Origin of the sequence: Lewinella sp. (assembly GCF_050633125.1) — a bacterium.
Lineage (GTDB): Bacteria > Bacteroidota > Bacteroidia > Chitinophagales > Saprospiraceae > Lewinella.
Map to the genome: position 1 here is coordinate 1 of NZ_JBOEFX010000011.1, position 17,621 is coordinate 17,621.

The following is a 17,621-nucleotide window of genomic DNA, read 5'->3' on the forward strand; positions in this document are numbered from 1 at the left end:
TTGTCCGCGTACGCGGCTCCCAGGAGCAGGTCGGTGATCGTTGCGATGTGCTCTTTCATGGCCGCTTCGGCGCGATGGTACGCCGGGGGCGCGGCGGACGTCCAGATGGGCGTATGCTGCGGGTCGTGACGAGGCTTCCGAAGGTCCTGCGTGGGCTGCCCGAGCCCGCGCTGCGGCTGGGTGATGGCACGGAGCCGGCCGCGGAGTACGACCTGGAAGCCCTGCAGGCTGCGATCGGCTACACGTTTGCCGATCCTGGGCTGCTGCGCGTGGCCCTGACCCTCGGCTCTTGGGCCAACGAGCACACCGACGCCGGGTGGCCCAGCAATGCGTGTTTGGAGTTCTTCGGCGATGCCGTGCTCGACCTCGTCGCGGCCGATGCGGTGTGGCGGCGCTTCCCCGAGCTTGCGGAGGGCGAACTCACTCGCCTGCGGGCCTCGTTGGTCGCTGAGGCGTCCCTGGTCAAGGTTGCTCGGGCGTTGGGGTTGGGTCAGTTCCTCTATATGGAAAAGAGCCGGCTCGTGGCGCTCTCTTACTTGTTCAATCCCCAGCTGGATTTGGTCGACGAGATGTGCGTAATTCCAGCCTTGGAGATTATGAATTGCAAACCCCGTTTTATCCTGTTCTGTGGCTAAGCCGCTCACGGCTGTTGAAATACTGCTTTTGGCCGTTTGTAGTTCTTTGGGAACACTGATACCGTAGCCGTCGTCCCAAACAAAAACAGCTAAAGGCACTTGTTGTACGGATGCAGCATTAAGGGTTTCCCAGAAGACGCCTTCCGAGGTGCTGGCATCACCAATCGTACAAAAGCTAACCTCTTGACCCGTTTTTGAGAATTTATTTTCTCGTAATGCTTCGTTACTGCGGTACTTCTTACTGGCTAATGCTAAGCCAAGTGCGCGGGCCATTTGTCCTGCCGTAGGTGCGATATCTGCACTTACATTATATAATGTAGTAGCATCCTGCCAATTTCCTTCTTCGTCAATGGTTGGGGTAGCGAAGTGGGCATTCATTTGGCGACCTCCAGAGAAGGGGTCGTTGTCTGTGTCAGCGTATAGCTGGGAAAAAAAAGCTTCGATATCCAACAAGCCCATGGCAAACATGAACGTTTGATCGCGGTAGTATCCAGATCTGAAATCGCCTTTGCGGAAAGCGCGTGCCATAGCAACTTGGGGGACTTCTTTTCCATCCCCGCTGATACCAAATTTAGCTTTGCCTGTGAGTACTTCACGGCGGGCCAGTAAGCTTACTTCTCGGCTAATACAACAAATGCGAAAATCATTCAGAATCTCTTCCTTACTTAGGTCAGCAGTGAGTCTTAGCTTGTTTTCTGCCAGGGCAGCAAGATCGGGCTTAAACATGGTTCTATCGTGTTTGGTCGGCTAGGAATAAACAACAAGGGCTAATAGTGGTTTATAGACTATTCGAAAAATCTGGGAGCGATATGCTTCCCATTCAGATAAAATGGGTGGTTAGTCCAAATTAAGAACATCGACACTGGATAAGTAAAATGAAAATAATGCAATTTTTTAACGGCGAAATCACGCTGTGTCGAAATTAAATTCTGAATGGGTGTTTTTTCTAGCTTCAAAAATAATTAAAATTCTGTTAAAATGCTACTGTATGCGCTGTTAATATATCTTTCTTTCGTTTTCAGATCGGCATTTGAAGAATAGTGACTCGTTAGTAGTGTTATCGTCAGAATTGCAAATAGCTTATTAACTAATCATTAACCCCACTATCTGGTCTTTTGGCTTTTAAAATGGGTTTAAATCACCTATTTTTGTGGAGATCAAATTACAAATTGAAACCAATCAATAAAACTTAGCTCATGAAGCGTATATCCCTTTTCTTATTTTTGGCTCTAGGTTTGAGCATTTCCCTGACTGCTCAGGTGATTGAAGCACCTGTAGAAGAATCAGTTGAAATTTCTTCTACCGACGGTCCTCAGATGGAATTTACAGAAACTACTGTTGATTACGGAACGATCGAACAAGGTTCAGATCCTTACCGTTTCTTCGAGTTTACGAACCCTGGTACTGCACCATTGGTAATCACCAATGCTAAAGGTAGTTGTGGTTGTACTGTTCCTACTTACCCAAAGGAGCCTATTTTACCAGGTAACTCTGCTGAAATCAAGGTTCGTTACGATACTAACCGTGTAGGTCCTTTCACTAAGCGTGTAACGCTTACGACCAATGTAGGTGAAGAGCCAATCGTTCTAACCATCAAAGGAAAAGTAGAGAAGAAGCCAGAAGAACCAGCTGGTGTACCTACCAATGAAGGTGGTATGTTTAACAGTGGTGGCAAGTAAGCTACTGTTGTTAAGGTCTACCTAGCTAGTGCTGGGGCAGATGATTTCCCGGATAGAACCATGAAAGTGGTTGTATCCGGGATTTTTTTTGCGGTTAATCAAATAAAGTAGGTAGGTTTTAGAAAAAGAAAAACCCTTGCTTCAAGGGAAGCAAGGGCCTCTAACCCAAACAAATAAACACAAAAACTACTTTTTGATAACGCAATAATAAAGCCTTTTTTTTTACCATGCAACAATTTACGTTACTTTATACATGGTGGTTTTCGTTTATTTGTACTTAAATCACTTGTATTCAGTGGGTTGTGTTGAATTATTATTTTTTATAATGTAAAGGTGTGGGGTTTATTGCTGTTGCTATTTCTAACAAAGTGACATTTTTATTTTTTTTCATAAAAAAACAAAAATGTGACAGTGTATTTTAGTTTTGTTTGTTTTAGGCTGTTGATTAATAGTTGTTTGTGGTGTTTTTGTTGCCTGTTTTTGTAACTATGTACAGTAGCTATAGACGAGGTCTTCACTTTATCAGCTAGAAAGAGGGGAATAATGCTGTTCGCTTCAGGCTAAGTCGCCGAAAGAGAAGTATTGTGCTGTTGTTTGGATCTGGTCAGGAAAAAAGGAACTTTGTTTTTTACCAAGCGCTGTCTTCTTGAGTTGAAACAGTATTGATGAAAATTTCATAAGTTTGAACTTGGTCACTACAGGAGGAGCTTACAATAGAAATAATAAACGGAATGAAAAGCTTACTAAAGTTTGGAACAGGAGCCTTGGTATTGTTATCGCTGATCTATATAGGTAATACACACGGTACTATAAGCCCTCGCCTTCCAGGCTTGGCTGCTTTTTTTAACCCTTTCACAGGTGTATGGCAGCAGGCAGACGCTTCGGAAGTATCTGATCCTTCCACCTTAATTGTTCCAGCTGGTGTAGATGGAGAAGTTGTTATTGATGAGCGGGGTATTCCCCATATTTTTGCAGCCGACCAAGAGTCTGCGCTTTATTTACAGGGGTACCTCCACGCGCGGGATCGCCTGTTTCAAATGGAGATTTCTGCCCGTTCAGCTAGCGGAAGGTTGGCAGAGATTTTAGGTGTTGATTTATTGGAACGTGATCGTATCCAGCGAAGAAAAGGGATGATAGTGGCCGCCCAGCGAACAGCCGAGGCTTGGCAGCAAAACCCGGAGACAGCAGCAGCTATCGCTGCTTATTGTGATGGGGCCAATGCTTATATTACTCAATTGGCGCCTAAGAATTATCCCGTTGAGTTTAAACTGCTTGGTTTTGCTCCCGAATTATGGACACCTTTAAAAAGTGCGTTGTTTTCCAAAAGTATGGCAGAGACACTTTGTTTTCGTAACAGGGATCTTGCCACTACCAATGCGCGGGCCTTATTGGGCGATAGCCTTTTCCAGCATTTATATCCAGCACACAATTCAGCACAGTCACCGGTTATAGCATCAACCCCTTGGTTAAATCAGGTAAAGGATACCTCCAAAGATTTAGCTGGAGAAAGAATAGGGACGCTTTCTTTCCCTGAGTTATCTCAATCACCAGAAGGTATTGGTAGTAACAATTGGGCTTTATCTGGTAGTAAAACAGCCAGTGGGGTGCCGCTTTTGAGTAATGACCCTCATTTAAGTCTTACGCTCCCTTCTATCTGGTACGAGGTTCATCTGGTATATGGGGAGCACAATATTTATGGTGTTTCTTTGCCGTCGTTACCTAGCATTCTTATTGGTTTTAATGAGGCGACTGCCTGGGGAATTACCAATGTAGGGCAAGATGTTGCTGATTGGTATAGAATCAATTGGACGGACACTACTCGTACGCATTATTGGTTGGATGGTGAGGCGACTGCTGTTGATTGGGTTAAGGATACGATCAAGGTACGTGGAATGGATCAGCTAACGATTGTTGAAACTCCTTGGACTATCTTCGGACCAGTGGTCTATGATCAACCAGAGGACGAGTACTACAATTTGGCACTGCGTTGGGCAGCACATGATGCTCCCTTTGACGAAAATTCTGATAATGTAGAAGTATTCCTTAATTTAGCTAGTGCTACAGATCTGGATGGTTACATTTCAGCGTTGCGGGCTTTTGATAATCCAGGTTCAAATGTGGTTTATGCCAATCAGGATAATGATATTGCACTAACGGTTACGGGGCATTTTCCCGCCCGACGACCAGAACAAGGCCGTTTTGTACAGGATGGTAGTCGTTCTGAAAATGCTTGGCCAGGATTTATTCCCTACAGTGAGATTCCCCGAGATATTAACCCTGAACGGCAATTTGTAGCTTCGGCGAACCAGAGATCTACTGATTTGAGTTATCCTTATTATTATTTAGGAAGTTTCGATGATTACCGAGGACGTTATATCAATCGTCACTTGGAAGGCGTTCAAGACGCTCGCCCGGAGGACATGATGGCGCTGCAGTACGATGCTCATTCTCTGCGGGCGGAAGAGGCAATGCCAATCTTGTTAGCGGCACTTGCGGCTAGTTCTCAAAGGGAAGGGCTTTCTAAAAGAGGGATTGATTTATTGAAAGAGTGGGATTTTGTCTACCGGGCGGAAGCCCAAGCCCCTATTGTATTTGACAGCTGGATAGATAGCTTGTATAAACTGACCTTTGATGAGGTGTATGCCCTTAATTCAGAAGATCGTCCGGTACTATTTCCGGAAACATGGCGCTTTCTCGAGCTACTACGGGACAATCCTGACGACTTAATTTTCGACCATCAAGCTAGTGAAGTGCAGGAAACAGCGCAAGACCTCATTCTACAAGCTTACCAACAAGCTATGACTGCTGTTTTGCCCATCATTGATGCGGGAACAACCTGGAGTGAGCATCGGGGTACACGTATTCGGCACCTGGCGCGGATTCCTGGTTTTGACTCTGGTTTAATTCATTCAGACGGCGCAAGAGAAACGCCAAATGCACTATCCAGCAGCTTTGGACCTTCTTGGCGTATGGTGGTTTCTTTAGAAAAGCCCTTGCGAGCCTGGGGAGTATTGCCAGGAGGTTCTTCAGGTAATGTGGGAAGCCCGTTTTATACGGAAGGCATAGAAGAATGGAGTAAGGGCGAGTACTTTGAGTTATCGTTGTATCGTAAATCCGAGGAAGTGCCAGCACGCGAGCGATTGGTGTTTGAGCGATGATTGCCTTGGAAAGATGAAGGTTGTTCAGGGAGGCGGAAAACATAAAAACCAATTAATTGGTTAACTGGTCTTTATGTTTTTTATGCTGACTTTTCATTCTGTACTAAACGACAAAAGCCTTTTCCTGTCAAGGAAAAGGCTTTTGTCGTTGCAATAAACCCGAAGGGATTTAGAGCTTCAGGCCAAAGCTGTAGTTCAACATTTCTACGATGGGATTACCTTGGTTATCGTTATTACGAAGGTAGATGTCGATATCAATGGTTTCGTCTTCGTCTTTATCGGCACTGTCAAAAACAACTTCAATTGTTCCAGACATACCTGGCTTGAAACGCTTACCGACCAGATCGTCCTGATTGGTTGCGGTACAATCACAGGCAGAAATAAGGTCGATAATCAAATCTGTATCACCACGGTTGGTAAAAGTGTAACTGAAGGTGCGCTTCTCGCCTTTCTTTACAACACCAATTTTTTTCGTGCGCTCAGTGAACTGCATGACTGGTACATTCTTCAGGTTCGTTTGCCCGTAGAGGGTAGACATCTGAGAAATTTTTATAGGGTCATTTTGTTCTACCTGAGTACCAATATTGCTTCCGCGATCATTCTCATCCTGCTTTTTGAGGCGGGTAGTTTTAATCTCGATACTGGTTGGACCTTCAAGGATTTTAAACTCTGTCCGACGATTAAGCTGGAACGCTTCTTCTTGCTGCTCTTCGTTAGGAAGTGCGAGAATGTATTCCTCAGTGAGAAGGTCGCCTTCCTTTAGGTAAGGAAACTGTCCTGCTACTTTTGCAGTTACTGTTTGTGGTACAGTTTCACCGTATCCTTGAGGCACAATACGTGAACGATCAATGCCTTTGCGCATCAACCAACGGCGTGCAGAATCTGCCCGGCGCTGACTAAGATCTTTATTGTAGTTGTCTTCACCACGTGAATCTGTGTGTGATCCTAATTCAATTTTCATATCAGGATACTGCGTCATGATCTCGTAGATCAAGGTAAGGTCGATTTCTGCGGAAGGTGTGATGCGGTCATCATCAAAATCGTAAAGGATATTTTCCATTACAATAGGCTGATTGGTGACCACTGTTTCGTATTCCGGCTCTCTCGGACGAGGCTTGAGAAAGAAACGCTCCTCGAAAGTTTTGCTATCTACAACGCCCATCGTTGTGAAAGTTGTTGTATCTGGGAAGAAGTCTGGATGGCTAGCAATGACCGTGTAAGAACGTTCAAAGTTGAGGCCATAATCAAAGCGGTTACCACTATTCATGGTAAGGGACTGTGTTCCTTCTGCTCCAGCAGCTAGACCATTGTCGATCAATTGGACGGTTGCTCCTTTGAGGGGCTCGCGCTTGGGCATTTTCTGTGCTTCGTCAATTTCATTGAACACACCTACTACCAAGTCAACGAATTGGCGAGCGATAGCAAATCCGTAAATGTCGTCACAACAAGTTTTACCACGTACAGAACGTCCTTCCGGGCGATTAGAGGTAAAGAAGCCTTTGTACCCTTCGTCGTAAAGCCGGAAAGACATTTCGTCTGCTTCCGTATTGTAGGCTTTACCCATGTTGTTGGGCTCCGACCATTCTGTGCCATTCCAAACAGCATAGAAGATATCTAAACCACCCAAAGATGGGTAGCCATCAGAACTGAAGTAAAGGGTACCATCAAACCAGTATGGCGTCATTTCATCAGCAGGGGTGTTGATACCAGGGCCAAGGTTTACAGGATCACCATATACACCTTCTCCTTGATGAGTAGCATAGTAGATATCCATGCCGCCTTCGCCACCATCCATATTACTTACAAAGAAGAGTACTTCTTTGCCGTAAAGTTCACCAACAGAAGGCTGTAAGGCCAGGTAATCACCATTGACACCTACGACTTCGTTTGCACTTTTCCAAGCGCCGTCACCGCCCTCACTGAGGTAGATTTTTGATTCTGAAGGTACATTACCTGTCAATACAATCCGATTGAAAAACATCCGGCGACCATCTGGTGAAAGGGATACATTGGCACTGTGGTATCCTGGACGGTTGATTTCTACGCCCAGTGGTTCAGGATCTTGATATTCCACCACCTCTACGCCCTCACGGTTTTTTTCTACAGTAATCTGTGACTGGAAGATACGCGCGAATTTTTCGGGATCATCTTGGTCATCTACTTCAATTATTTCTTTCCCTACGCTTTTACCCACCCAGGATGCATAGTAAAGGGTGCGGCCAGAAGGGCTTAGTGCAGGCGTGTACTGAGACACGGGAGTATTGATTTTTTTACGATCCAGTGCTTCCACTGCTACTCCCTGGGCATTTCCTGGTAGAGACATACCTAGTTCTGCGCCTGCTAGTTCCATTTGCGCTAAACGCTTTTTTTCGGCATCAGTACCGGCGTCCAAGTATTGTTGGAATTCTTGCATGGCTTCATCGTACTTACCCTGCATTTTGAGGGTGCGACCATACTTGTAGCGTTGCTCAATGAACTCGTTTTCGGTATCGCGGCGCAATAAGCGCTTGTACCAGCGTTCTGCCTGGCGATAATCCCGCAATTGATAGTTAAGTTCAGCAAGAATAGGGATGAGTTCTTCATCCTCGCGCTCTTCATAGGCCAGTTCATACTGTTCCAAGGCACGGTAATAATCATTACTGGCCATTGCCGTTTCCCCGAGTTCCAGCATGGTTTCGTAGGAAGAGGTTCCAATAGGTTGTGCGGAGAGAAAAGCAGTACTCAGCACAAGACAACAAATCAGGCTAAAAATATTCTTCATAGCTCGAAAGCTTGACTTTTTGTAATAGTAGTAAAACGTTTTTGCAGCTTGTTTAGGGTGTAGCTGCTCCACTTTAAGACGCGCAATTAGAAGCGAGGACACAAAATGGTCGGTGGCAACTCGGGTTGCTTGTAAATCTTGATGATGTAATAAGCACCTAATTCAAAGCCACCTTGGTAGTTGGTGATAGAATTGGCACTGCTTACTGTCAAGTCATAAGCAAGCGCTGCACGCAAGTCTTTGTAGTCGATACCAAAAAGAATATTGGCAGCATCACCAGCACGGTAACCAAGGCCGAAGTTGATTTTGAAATCAGCATTCATTTGTTTACCGGCCCAAGCTTGAACTTGGATTTCATTACCGCCAGCTTCGGTGGTTTGCCAGAATAACTTAGGGTTGATACTCCAATCGTTATCAAGTTCTCTTTCGTAGATGGCATGTCCAATAGCGGTTATCTCCCGCTTACTAGGTAGCCCTCCTGCGGTCAACAAGGCATTGTCATCCGTATTGAGGTGAAGGCCGGCCAACCCAATCTCTATGCTAGAAATTTTGTCGATTTTGGCGCGATAAAGAAGACCAACGTTAATGTCGGTAAAGTCCGTCATTTCTTCCTGGGTCTGGCCAAATTCGCCATCGGCAGGAGGTAAACCAAGACCACCTGAATTAATAGCAATGATTTGTTCGTAGATAGGACTGTTGTAGTTGATACTGCGCTGCATCCGACCATATTGTGCACCTAAAGTAAGAATACTAGTTCTTTTTTTATTAGCCAGATGGTAGCTTGCTGAGAGTTGCCCGCCAGAGGTCTGAAGGTCATTTCTGCCGTATTTGTCACTCATTACAAATAATCCTACCCCGATCCAGTCTTGTTCTCTGAAGCCACGAATAATCGGCGCGTCAGCATAAAAGGAGGGGGTTCCAAATTCCGTAGCATCACCTACTGTAAACCATTGGCTACGGTAAATGCCGCCAATACGCACAGAACCTTCAAAGGCTCCTGTTAATGCAGGGTTGCTGCGTAAGGGGGAATAGTCGAATAATGTGTAGTGTACATCTTGGGCAGAGAGGCCTTGCCAGCAAAAGAGCAGTACTAAAATGGGTAAAAGTCTGCTGAGCTTCATAGAAGGATTTTTCAAGATTAGCGTAATTTATTTGCTCTAAGCCGAAAGATAAATCTTTTTAGCTAAAGCAAAGACAACAATAGTGCAAATACCGTTGATGACCAACAATCTTATTGGAATAATGCGGGTAGATGACATATAATTAGTCATTCTTAGGGTGTCATTTTTTCTATGGCATGTTGGGCAATAGCCTGTATCTGCTGGAGTTTCATACACTTAAAGTGTCCTTTAGGGCAACTGTCATAGCCGATTTTAGAACATGGCCGACAAGAAAGTGCTGGTACTTCAAAAGAAATATTCAATGCAGGCTGACCTGGTAAGTAAGGGTACATACCAAAATCAGGGACGGTATTTCCCCAAATGGAGACAATTGGTTTGTAAAGAGCTGCTGCCATGTGCATTAATCCGGTATCATGTGATATAACAACCTCTGCTTGTCGCAGCATGTCAGCAGATTGGTGCAGCCGTAACTTACCGCATAAGTTATGGACATGATCCAGTTTGTCTGCTATTTGTAGGCCGGTCTCTTTATCATCAGGGCCACCGAGTAGCACAACAGGAATAGGTAACGCTTGACAGAGTTCCCTTAATTTTTCCATAGGGAGACGTTTGGTCGCATGTGCTGCTCCTATTACTAGTGCTACAAAAGGTGTGGCAATACCATACACATCAGGGTTAACCTTGTCTTCTTCAGGAATAAAGTGGTCTAATCCTTTTTTATCATTGTTAATGCCAAGTGGCGCTGCTGCGGCTAAGTATCGGTCTACAATATGGAGGTCTGGCATACGATTGACCTTCCAACGGGTAAGTAGCCATTTTTGCCAATTTAGCTTACTAAAGATATAGCCACGAACGCCTAAAAGCCCTAATCGAAGACGGCGAGAGCGGAGATTGCTATGGAGGTCTACAATAGCAGAAAAATTTTCTGCACGGAGATCAGGAAGTATTTCGCTTACCTTTTTATCAATTGTCCAAATTTTGCTGAGATAGGGATTGGCTTTAAGTACTCCGGCAAAGGAAGCCTTGGTAAGAAAATGGACTTCCGCGCCAAGTTGTTGTTTCAAACAACGAATGACGGGTGTTGTGAGTACAATATCTCCAATAGAGGAGAAGCGGATAATGAGGATTTTGGGAACGGAAGTAGCCAAGCAGTATTCTTTTGCACGAAGATAGTGGAAGAAATGGAAAGTGGTGGCTTGAGATTGGCTTAAAATAGTACTGGGGCAGTAATGTTTAAGTGAGTGTGAGCGATAGTCCGCACGGCGGGCCCACCCTTAATAACTGGATTAGAATCCCAGTCCGGTTCACCACACATCTTCAGCCTGAAATGAAGGCTGGAGACACGCTATCACACCCTCTCCCGGTAGAACCGAAAGAGGCCAACATTGCGTAAAAAAAACCGATGAGACTTCTTGCCGACCAAGCAAGATTAATTACCGCTGATAGTGAGTATATAGTCATCAATACTCGAAAGCGAATATAGGGGAATTATCTAAAAATAGATAATTTTTATTTGTTTATTTTTAAAATAAAACAAAATGGTCATAATTCGTATTTCGCCATGCGCCGGTAAAGTGCGGCTCGTGTCAGCCCTAACTCTTCAGCCGCCTTGCTGATGTTACCTGCATTTTTTGTGAGTGCTTTTTGTACAGCCCAGCGTTCTAACTCTTCCAAGTTAACGGTGTGAGGTTCTCCCTTGCTTTTACTATTAGCGCTTGGTGGCTGGAGGATAAAGTCATTTGCTGTGAGCTGATTTCCGTCCGCCAAAATGACGGCTCGCTCTACGGCATGACGTAACTCCCGTATGTTTCCTGGCCAGGCGTAGGAGCGAAGAAGCGGATAGGCTGCTTTAGCGATCTCCAAATTCTCTTTCTGGTATTTACGGGCATATTCCCCGAGGAAGTACTCCACTAGAAGAGGAATATCTTCCTGGCGCTCACGTAATGGTGGCAGTTTAATTTCTACGGTATTTATACGATACAATACATCTTGGCGAAAGCTACCTTCGCTAATCATATCGTATAGCGGCATATTGGTGGCGCTGATCAGCCGAATATCGATATCTATTGGGTCATTGGCGCCTACTCGTGTTACTTGCCGAGTTTGTAACGCGCTCAATAATTTGGATTGTAGCGGCTGAGACAGGTTACCTATTTCATCCAGGAAGAGGGTGCCGGTGGAGGCTACTTCAAAACGACCCGCTCGATCAGTTTTTGCATCTGTAAAAGCGCCTTTTTTATGGCCGAAGAGCTCACTTTCAAATAAACTTTCGGGGATAGCACCCAAATCTACCGTGATAAAGACCTTCTCCTTGCGGAGAGATTGCCTGTGAATTGCTCTGGCGATTACTTCTTTACCTGTTCCATTTTCACCTAAAATGAGGACATTCGCGTCGGTTTTGGCTACTTTTTCAACCAAGGTGAACACGCGTTGCATAGCTGGTGATTTACCGATGATTTCACCAAAGGGTTGTTCCAAATCATTGGCAAGCATTTGCTGCTGATCGGTGAGTTGTTGGACTTTTTTACGAGATTGGCTTAGCTCTATCCCTGCTTTTATAGTAGTGAGTAAACGTTCATTGCGCCAAGGTTTTTCCAGGAAATCTATCGCACCCACTTTTACGGCTTCAACGGCTGTTTTTACGTCAGCATAGGCGGTCATCATAATCACTCCGGTTTCGGGCGAAAGCTCTGTTATCTTTTCTAACCAACGCATTCCTTCATTCCCGGAAGTATCGCCCGTACGGAAATTCATATCCAACATCACGAGATCAAAGGGCTTGCCTCGTAAGAGGCGAGGCAACTGGTAAGGGTTACTTTCGGTAACGACTTCACTAAAATGCCGTGATAGTAATAGACGTAAGCTTAAAAGGATATCTTCCTCGTCGTCAATGATGAGAATACGGGCAACTTGTTTACTCATGAAGTGAAAATGACCTTGGTGAAAAGAATACGCTCTAAAGATACAAGACGAATGCTTAAAGTTGCACAAGAGTGTTCATTTTTGAACAGTTGTTGTCCAGTATTGCACAATTATTTTCACCTTCTGGAAGGTTTGCGTAAGGTAAGTCTTTGATTTTCAGTGCTTATCTTTTGTGGCACAGCCCTTGCCTTAAATAAAGAGAGTTTAATATACTGTTTGCTATAGACGTGTCGCCCGGTAGTGAAATGTCGTCACCCGACCAAAGCATTTTTCACTCGTATAGACCCCTTAAAACCCTACTACCGGGCCGACACGATTTTAACTGAAAACCATGGATCGCAAAATAGAAAAGAAAACCTGGACTTGGCAACGACTTACCTTAATAGCTGTAGGACTAGCTTTGGCATCGGTACTAATCGCTACCATATATAAAGATGCTGGTACGAGCAGGCTCAATGTCGAAAAGGAACGATTGTTGTTAGACACCGTTCAGCGTGGTGTTTTTAAGGAATACATCACCTTGTTTGGCGTAGTAGAACCGATCAAGACGGTTTATCTGGATGCCATAGAAGGTGGCCGGGTAGAGGAAGTGTTTGTAGAGAATGGTTCGATGGTGAAAAAAGGACAGCAAATTTTGCGTTTGTCTAACCTCGAATTACAGCTTAATGTACTGAACCAGGAAGCTCAAATAGTGAATCAAATCAACGATATTCGGCAGACGAGTATCTTGATGGATCAGCAAAGTTTGAGTTTGAAAGATCAGGCCCTAGATGTACAGTTTCGAATGGACCTTATCGAAAAAAGGAATCGTCGGAACCAAGATTTGTACACAGACAAGGTGATTTCTCAAGTAGAATTTGAGGATACACGTGACGAATTTGAGCACCTCAAGCGCCGCCAACTCCTATTGTCAAATACGATTGAAAAAGATTCACTCTTTCAAGTGATGCAAGAAAATCAGATGGCTTCGACTCTTGATTTGATGCAACGCAACCTGAACTTCGCTCGGAATAGTTTGGAGAACCTAATCATCAAAGCACCGATCGATGGTCAGATTTCGTCGCTTGATACCGAAGTTGGTCAGCTGATTATCAGAGGAAACAGGATTGCTCAGATTGATGTATTAGAGCAGTTTAAAATTCGAGCTAATATTGACGAATTTTATATAAACAGGATTTTCCCACAGCAAGAAGGCACTTTCCTGATGGAAGGGCAAACCTACACCTTGCGGATCAATAAGATTTACCCTGAGGTTACGAATGGTTCTTTTGCGGTTGACCTGATTTTTGTAGGCGAACGCCCTGAACGGATCAAACGCGGACAGACCATTTCGCTAAAACTATCGCTGAGTGATGATACCCAAGCGATGCTATTGGCCAAAGGCGGCTACTATCAAAGCACTGGTGGGAATTGGGTGTACGTACTTGACCCAGCTGCCGGGGTAGCGCGGAAACGTAATATTACCGTAGGTCGTCAGAATCCTAACTATTACGAACTCATAGAGGGCTTGCAGCCCGGAGAAATCGTCATTGTCTCTAGTTATGAGAATTATGGGGACAAGGAGGAGTTGGTGCTTAATTAAGGGCTTAGGGCTTTTTTTTGCAAAGGGCAAAGGGCTTTGAGTTGATATAGAAAAAATAAGATAATGAGTAGACATTTTCGATTCGAGAGCTTACACATTTGGCAGGAGGCGGTTGCTGTGGGCGATGACCTGTTTAACTTGGCAGATACGCTTGAAAAAAGAAAGTCTTTTCGTTTTGCTGAACAGTTGAGAGGCGCAACCCTTAGTATCAGCAATAATATCGCAGAGGGATCGGGCGATGATTCGGACAAAGAATTTAGAAGATTTCTAAAATATGCTCGCCGATCTGCCTTTGAGTGCGCCAATATCGTCATCATTTGCCAACGAAGAGGATATTTGAATACAGAAGAGAAAGAAAGCTGCTATGAACGTTTAGATATCCTTTGCCGAAAAATCCAAAACTTCCGAAAAGCATTAAATAAATAATCAAAACAATAACGGTGGACTAATATGGGAAAGCCAACCTCTTACTAGACCCAAAGCCCTCCGCCCCTAAGCCCTTAGCCCTCCGCAAAAGGCCGAAGGCCGAAAACTAAAACAAACAACAATGATAAAAACGGAAAACCTAACCAAAGTCTATCGCACCGACGAGGTGGAAACAACGGCGCTGAATGAAGTAAGCATCGAAATCAAAGCTGGAGAATTTGTCTCCATTATGGGCCCTTCCGGGTGTGGGAAATCTACCCTGATGAATATCCTCGGAATGATTGACAACCCTTCGGGTGGGAAGTACAACTTCCTGGAACACGAAGTTTCCAACTACTCGGAGCGGCAACGTTCTGATCTACGGAAAAACAACATCGGGTTCATTTTTCAAAGCTTCAATCTGATTGATGAATTGACGGTTTTTGAAAACGTAGAGCTTCCTCTTATTTATACTAAAGTAGGAAGTGCCGAACGTAAAGAACGTGTAGAAGAGGTACTGGAAAAAATGAACATGATGCACCGCCGCAATCACTTTCCTCAACAACTCTCAGGCGGGCAACAGCAAAGGGTAGCTGTAGGGCGTGCAATCATCAACAACCCAAAGTTGATTCTTGCGGATGAACCTACCGGTAACCTCGATAGTAACAATGGCGACGACGTAATGAAAACCCTCGTAAAACTTAACCAGGAAGGAGCGACCATCATTATGGTGACCCACTCGCAATACTGTGCTGAATTCGGCAACCGCATCATCCGGATGCTTGATGGTCAGGTGGTGACCGAGAACATCGTGCAGCAATATCTTTAGACTGGTGTAGAGGTTGGATGAGTGTAAGGGTTGACAGACCACTAGTACCAGGTTTCACGGGCTTTAGTCCGCTCTAGGGTTCATGCAAAAAAAGAGCGGACTAAAGCTCGCGCAACCTAATAATATTAACCGCAAAGTGGTGATTCTATGAAAACGATCACTTACACCCTTACACCCTTACACGTTTACACTTTTCCACAAAAAACACACCCCGATATGCTACAAATTATCCTAAAATCCGCTTGGCGTCAGCTTTGGAAGAACAAAGGCTATAGCACGATTAACATTATGGGGTTGTCGGTGGGATTGACTGTCGCTATTCTAAGTGGTTTGTGGGTACAGCATCACTGGCAGTATGATCGTATTTATACGGATAGTGAGTTGATTTATCGGGGGATGCAGGAGTATACCCCTAAAGATGGCGAAGCGTCTGTTTTTAGTGCACTTTGCTTGCCGTTAGTTCAGGTGTTGCGTGAAGAGACCCCAGGTATTGCCTATGCTGCAGCAACGGATTGGGGCGCAAACTATAGCCTTGTAAGGGGAGAACAACGTCTGCTGAGAGCAGGTATTTACGCAGAGCAGGACTTTTTACACATATTCAGTTTCTCTTTACTCAAAGGAGATGTAGCCACGGCTTTGGCAGCCCCTAATCAGATTGTAATTAGCGAGTCTGTTGCTGAAACCCTGTTTGGAGAAGAAGACCCGCTGGGCCAAACTATTTCCCTTGACAATACCGTGAGTTTGCAGGTGACAGGCGTCATTCAAGATATTCCTGAGCAATCAAGTATAGCATTCGACTTTCTTTTGCCTTTCAGCCTGAAAGAACAAAGGGAGCCTTGGGTAGCGGAAGCTAAAGAGAGTTGGGACAATAATTCTTTTCAGATTTATTTTAAACTGAAGCCCACTGCAGATATTGCTAAGATAGAAGCCCAGCATCGCGAGGTATTAACAGCCCATAGTTCTAACAATACTTCTCTTTTTACCGTCCATGCTTTACAGGATTGGCACCTTTATGGTGAATTCGTAGATGGAAAAGCTACTACCGGATTGATTCGTTATGTTAAGTTATTCGGAATTATTGGCTTGCTGGTGCTGTTGATTGCTTGTATCAATTTTGTAAACATCTCTACTGCTCGGGCAGAAAAGCGTAGTAAGGAAGTAGGTGTTCGTAAGGCCATTGGTGCCCGCCGTACCGGCCTTATGGCGCAGTTTTTGGGAGAGGCGGCTTTTACGGTCATGTTAGCTTTTGCATTGTCTTTGATTTTAGTACAATTGCTCTTGCCTTATTTTAGTTTGTTGGTCAGCGAAAGCATTAGTTTGCCGTGGCGGTCGCCTGTGTTTTGGGGTGTTGTTCTGGCGGTGTTGTCATTTAGTACGCTACTTGCTGGTAGCTACCCCGCATTCTTTTTGACTCGTTACCAAGCAAAAGAAGTATTACAAAAAACGTATCAAGTCTCGCGTGGGCGTAATAGTTGGAGCCGCCGAATGTTGGTGGGGACTCAGTTTGCCGTATCTATTGCGTTGATTGCGGGCAGCCTGGTCGTGCACCAGCAAGTTGAATATGCCCAGGAAAGAGATAAAGGTTATAACCAGGAACGTCTGGTAAGTGTGATGAATACACCGGGTATTAATGAAAACTTTGCTACCATCAAAAGGGAATTGTTGGCCTCGAATATGGTAGAAAATGTAACGGGATCAGGCAGCCCTATCACCTCTGTATGGTCAAACATGAGCAATATCAGTTGGCCTGGAAAAGCGGTAGATGATAATCTGGGAGTAGCTTTCGTGGCGACCGGACCGGACTATTTTGAAACTATTGACCTTCAATTAATAGAGGGGCGACCATTCCGGGATTATGCCGGAGCAGATACCTCGGCTTTTGTTTTGAACGAGGCAGCGGTGAAACGGATGGGGCTGGAAGATCCACTGAGTACTCAGATTATTTGGGATGAAGCTCCTTTTCAAGTAGTAGGCGTGGTAAAAGACGTGATTATGGAAACACCATTCGAACCTGTCCGACCTACTATTTTTGTGAATATGCCAGAGTGGTTTAGTGTTGTTTTTATTCGCCTACGCCCCGATCAACCTACGGAGCAGGCCCTGGCCAGCCTGAAAAATATCTTTGAAGCCCACGACCCCGCAACTCCCTTCAACTACGAATTTGTAGAAGAAGAGTATTCAAATAAGTTCAGTGGCACCAATTTTATAGGTACGGTAGCTTTGCTTTTTGCAGGGCTCGCCATTTTCCTATCGGCACTGGGCCTGCTGGGCTTGGCTGTATATCTGGCAGAGCGCAGGGCTAAAGAAATAAGCATCCGCAAAATACTGGGCGCATCGGTGAGCCAATTGTGGCTGCTATTGTCACAAGAGTTTGTGTGGATTATCCTAGTTGGTGGATTAATCGCAGTACCCCTGGGGAGCTATTTTCTGGAAGGCTGGCTAGATAATTTTACCTATCGTATTGATCTACCGTGGATGATGTTTGGCCTGGCAGCAGGTATTGCCTTGTTGATCGCTCTGGTGACCATC

General features: G+C 44.9%; 11 protein-coding genes and 1 pseudogene. 7 read left to right on the plus strand and 5 right to left on the minus strand.

What is annotated here, in order from left to right; all coding sequences use genetic code 11:
- Positions 1 to 113: 113 nt before the first annotated feature.
- Positions 114 to 635, plus strand: coding sequence for a ribonuclease III family protein (locus tag ACRBG0_RS02480; RefSeq protein ID WP_431485356.1), 522 nt, complete (start codon positions 114 to 116; stop codon positions 633 to 635).
- Between the two features lie 72 nt (positions 636 to 707).
- On the opposite strand, the pseudogene ACRBG0_RS02485 reads toward ACRBG0_RS02480, so the two are convergent.
- Positions 708 to 1,361, minus strand: a pseudogene (locus ACRBG0_RS02485) (thiamine pyrophosphate-dependent enzyme); the annotation flags it as partial.
- 470 nt (positions 1,362 to 1,831) lie between these two features.
- Here ACRBG0_RS02485 and ACRBG0_RS02490 point away from each other — a divergent pair.
- Positions 1,832 to 2,314 carry a DUF1573 domain-containing protein gene (locus tag ACRBG0_RS02490; protein WP_431485346.1) on the plus strand — a complete coding sequence of 161 codons (483 nt, stop codon included), beginning with the start codon at positions 1,832 to 1,834 and terminating at the stop codon, positions 2,312 to 2,314.
- 731 nt (positions 2,315 to 3,045) lie between these two features.
- Positions 3,046 to 5,472: a penicillin acylase family protein gene (locus ACRBG0_RS02495; protein ID WP_431485347.1), complete on the plus strand. Its 2,427-nt coding sequence runs from the start codon at positions 3,046 to 3,048 to the stop codon at positions 5,470 to 5,472.
- Positions 5,473 to 5,641: 169 nt separating this feature from the next.
- On the opposite strand, the gene ACRBG0_RS02500 is transcribed toward ACRBG0_RS02495, so the two are convergent.
- The 4 genes from ACRBG0_RS02500 to ACRBG0_RS02515 all read right to left on the minus strand — a co-directional run bounded on the left by ACRBG0_RS02500 (position 5,642) and on the right by ACRBG0_RS02515 (position 12,276).
- On the minus strand, positions 5,642 to 8,233 hold the full coding sequence (locus ACRBG0_RS02500; RefSeq protein WP_431485348.1) for an OmpA family protein: 2,592 nt from the start codon (positions 8,231 to 8,233) through the stop codon (positions 5,642 to 5,644).
- 86 nt (positions 8,234 to 8,319) lie between these two features.
- Positions 8,320 to 9,354: a PorP/SprF family type IX secretion system membrane protein gene (locus ACRBG0_RS02505; protein ID WP_431485349.1), complete on the minus strand. Its 1,035-nt coding sequence runs from the start codon at positions 9,352 to 9,354 to the stop codon at positions 8,320 to 8,322.
- A 152-nt stretch (positions 9,355 to 9,506) separates the two neighbouring features.
- Positions 9,507 to 10,502 (minus strand): glycosyltransferase family 9 protein, encoded by a 996-nt coding sequence (locus tag ACRBG0_RS02510; RefSeq protein WP_431485350.1) that lies wholly within the window; start codon positions 10,500 to 10,502, stop codon positions 9,507 to 9,509.
- A 394-nt stretch (positions 10,503 to 10,896) separates the two neighbouring features.
- Entirely contained in the window at positions 10,897 to 12,276 is a 1,380-nt protein-coding gene (locus tag ACRBG0_RS02515) for a sigma-54-dependent transcriptional regulator (RefSeq protein ID WP_431485351.1), read from the minus strand.
- 331 nt (positions 12,277 to 12,607) lie between these two features.
- On the opposite strand from ACRBG0_RS02515, the gene ACRBG0_RS02520 reads away from it, so the two are divergent.
- From ACRBG0_RS02520 to ACRBG0_RS02535, 4 genes are all read left to right on the plus strand, one after another.
- Positions 12,608 to 13,858 (plus strand): efflux RND transporter periplasmic adaptor subunit, encoded by a 1,251-nt coding sequence (locus ACRBG0_RS02520; protein ID WP_431485352.1) that lies wholly within the window; start codon positions 12,608 to 12,610, stop codon positions 13,856 to 13,858.
- Positions 13,859 to 13,921: 63 nt separating this feature from the next.
- Positions 13,922 to 14,284 (plus strand): four helix bundle protein, encoded by a 363-nt coding sequence (locus ACRBG0_RS02525; protein WP_431485353.1) that lies wholly within the window; start codon positions 13,922 to 13,924, stop codon positions 14,282 to 14,284.
- Between the two features lie 121 nt (positions 14,285 to 14,405).
- Positions 14,406 to 15,092, plus strand: coding sequence for an ABC transporter ATP-binding protein (locus ACRBG0_RS02530; RefSeq protein WP_431485354.1), 687 nt, complete (start codon positions 14,406 to 14,408; stop codon positions 15,090 to 15,092).
- Positions 15,093 to 15,239: 147 nt separating this feature from the next.
- A partial coding sequence (locus ACRBG0_RS02535) for an ABC transporter permease (RefSeq protein ID WP_431485355.1) occupies positions 15,240 to 17,621 on the plus strand: 2,382 nt, incomplete at its 3' end.

Bases quoted from the DNA above. Each gene is read 5' to 3' on its own strand.
- ACRBG0_RS02480 (WP_431485356.1), top strand. From the start codon at position 114: ATGCTGCGGGTCGTGACGAGGCTTCCGAAGGTCCTGCGTGGGCTGCCC.
- ACRBG0_RS02490 (WP_431485346.1), top strand. From the start codon at position 1,832: ATGAAGCGTATATCCCTTTTCTTATTTTTGGCTCTAGGTTTGAGCATT.
- ACRBG0_RS02495 (WP_431485347.1), top strand. From the start codon at position 3,046: ATGAAAAGCTTACTAAAGTTTGGAACAGGAGCCTTGGTATTGTTATCG.
- ACRBG0_RS02500 (WP_431485348.1), bottom strand. From the start codon at position 8,233: ATGAAGAATATTTTTAGCCTGATTTGTTGTCTTGTGCTGAGTACTGCT.
- ACRBG0_RS02505 (WP_431485349.1), bottom strand. From the start codon at position 9,354: ATGAAGCTCAGCAGACTTTTACCCATTTTAGTACTGCTCTTTTGCTGG.
- ACRBG0_RS02515 (WP_431485351.1), bottom strand. From the start codon at position 12,276: ATGAGTAAACAAGTTGCCCGTATTCTCATCATTGACGACGAGGAAGAT.
- ACRBG0_RS02520 (WP_431485352.1), top strand. From the start codon at position 12,608: ATGGATCGCAAAATAGAAAAGAAAACCTGGACTTGGCAACGACTTACC.
- ACRBG0_RS02525 (WP_431485353.1), top strand. From the start codon at position 13,922: ATGAGTAGACATTTTCGATTCGAGAGCTTACACATTTGGCAGGAGGCG.
- ACRBG0_RS02530 (WP_431485354.1), top strand. From the start codon at position 14,406: ATGATAAAAACGGAAAACCTAACCAAAGTCTATCGCACCGACGAGGTG.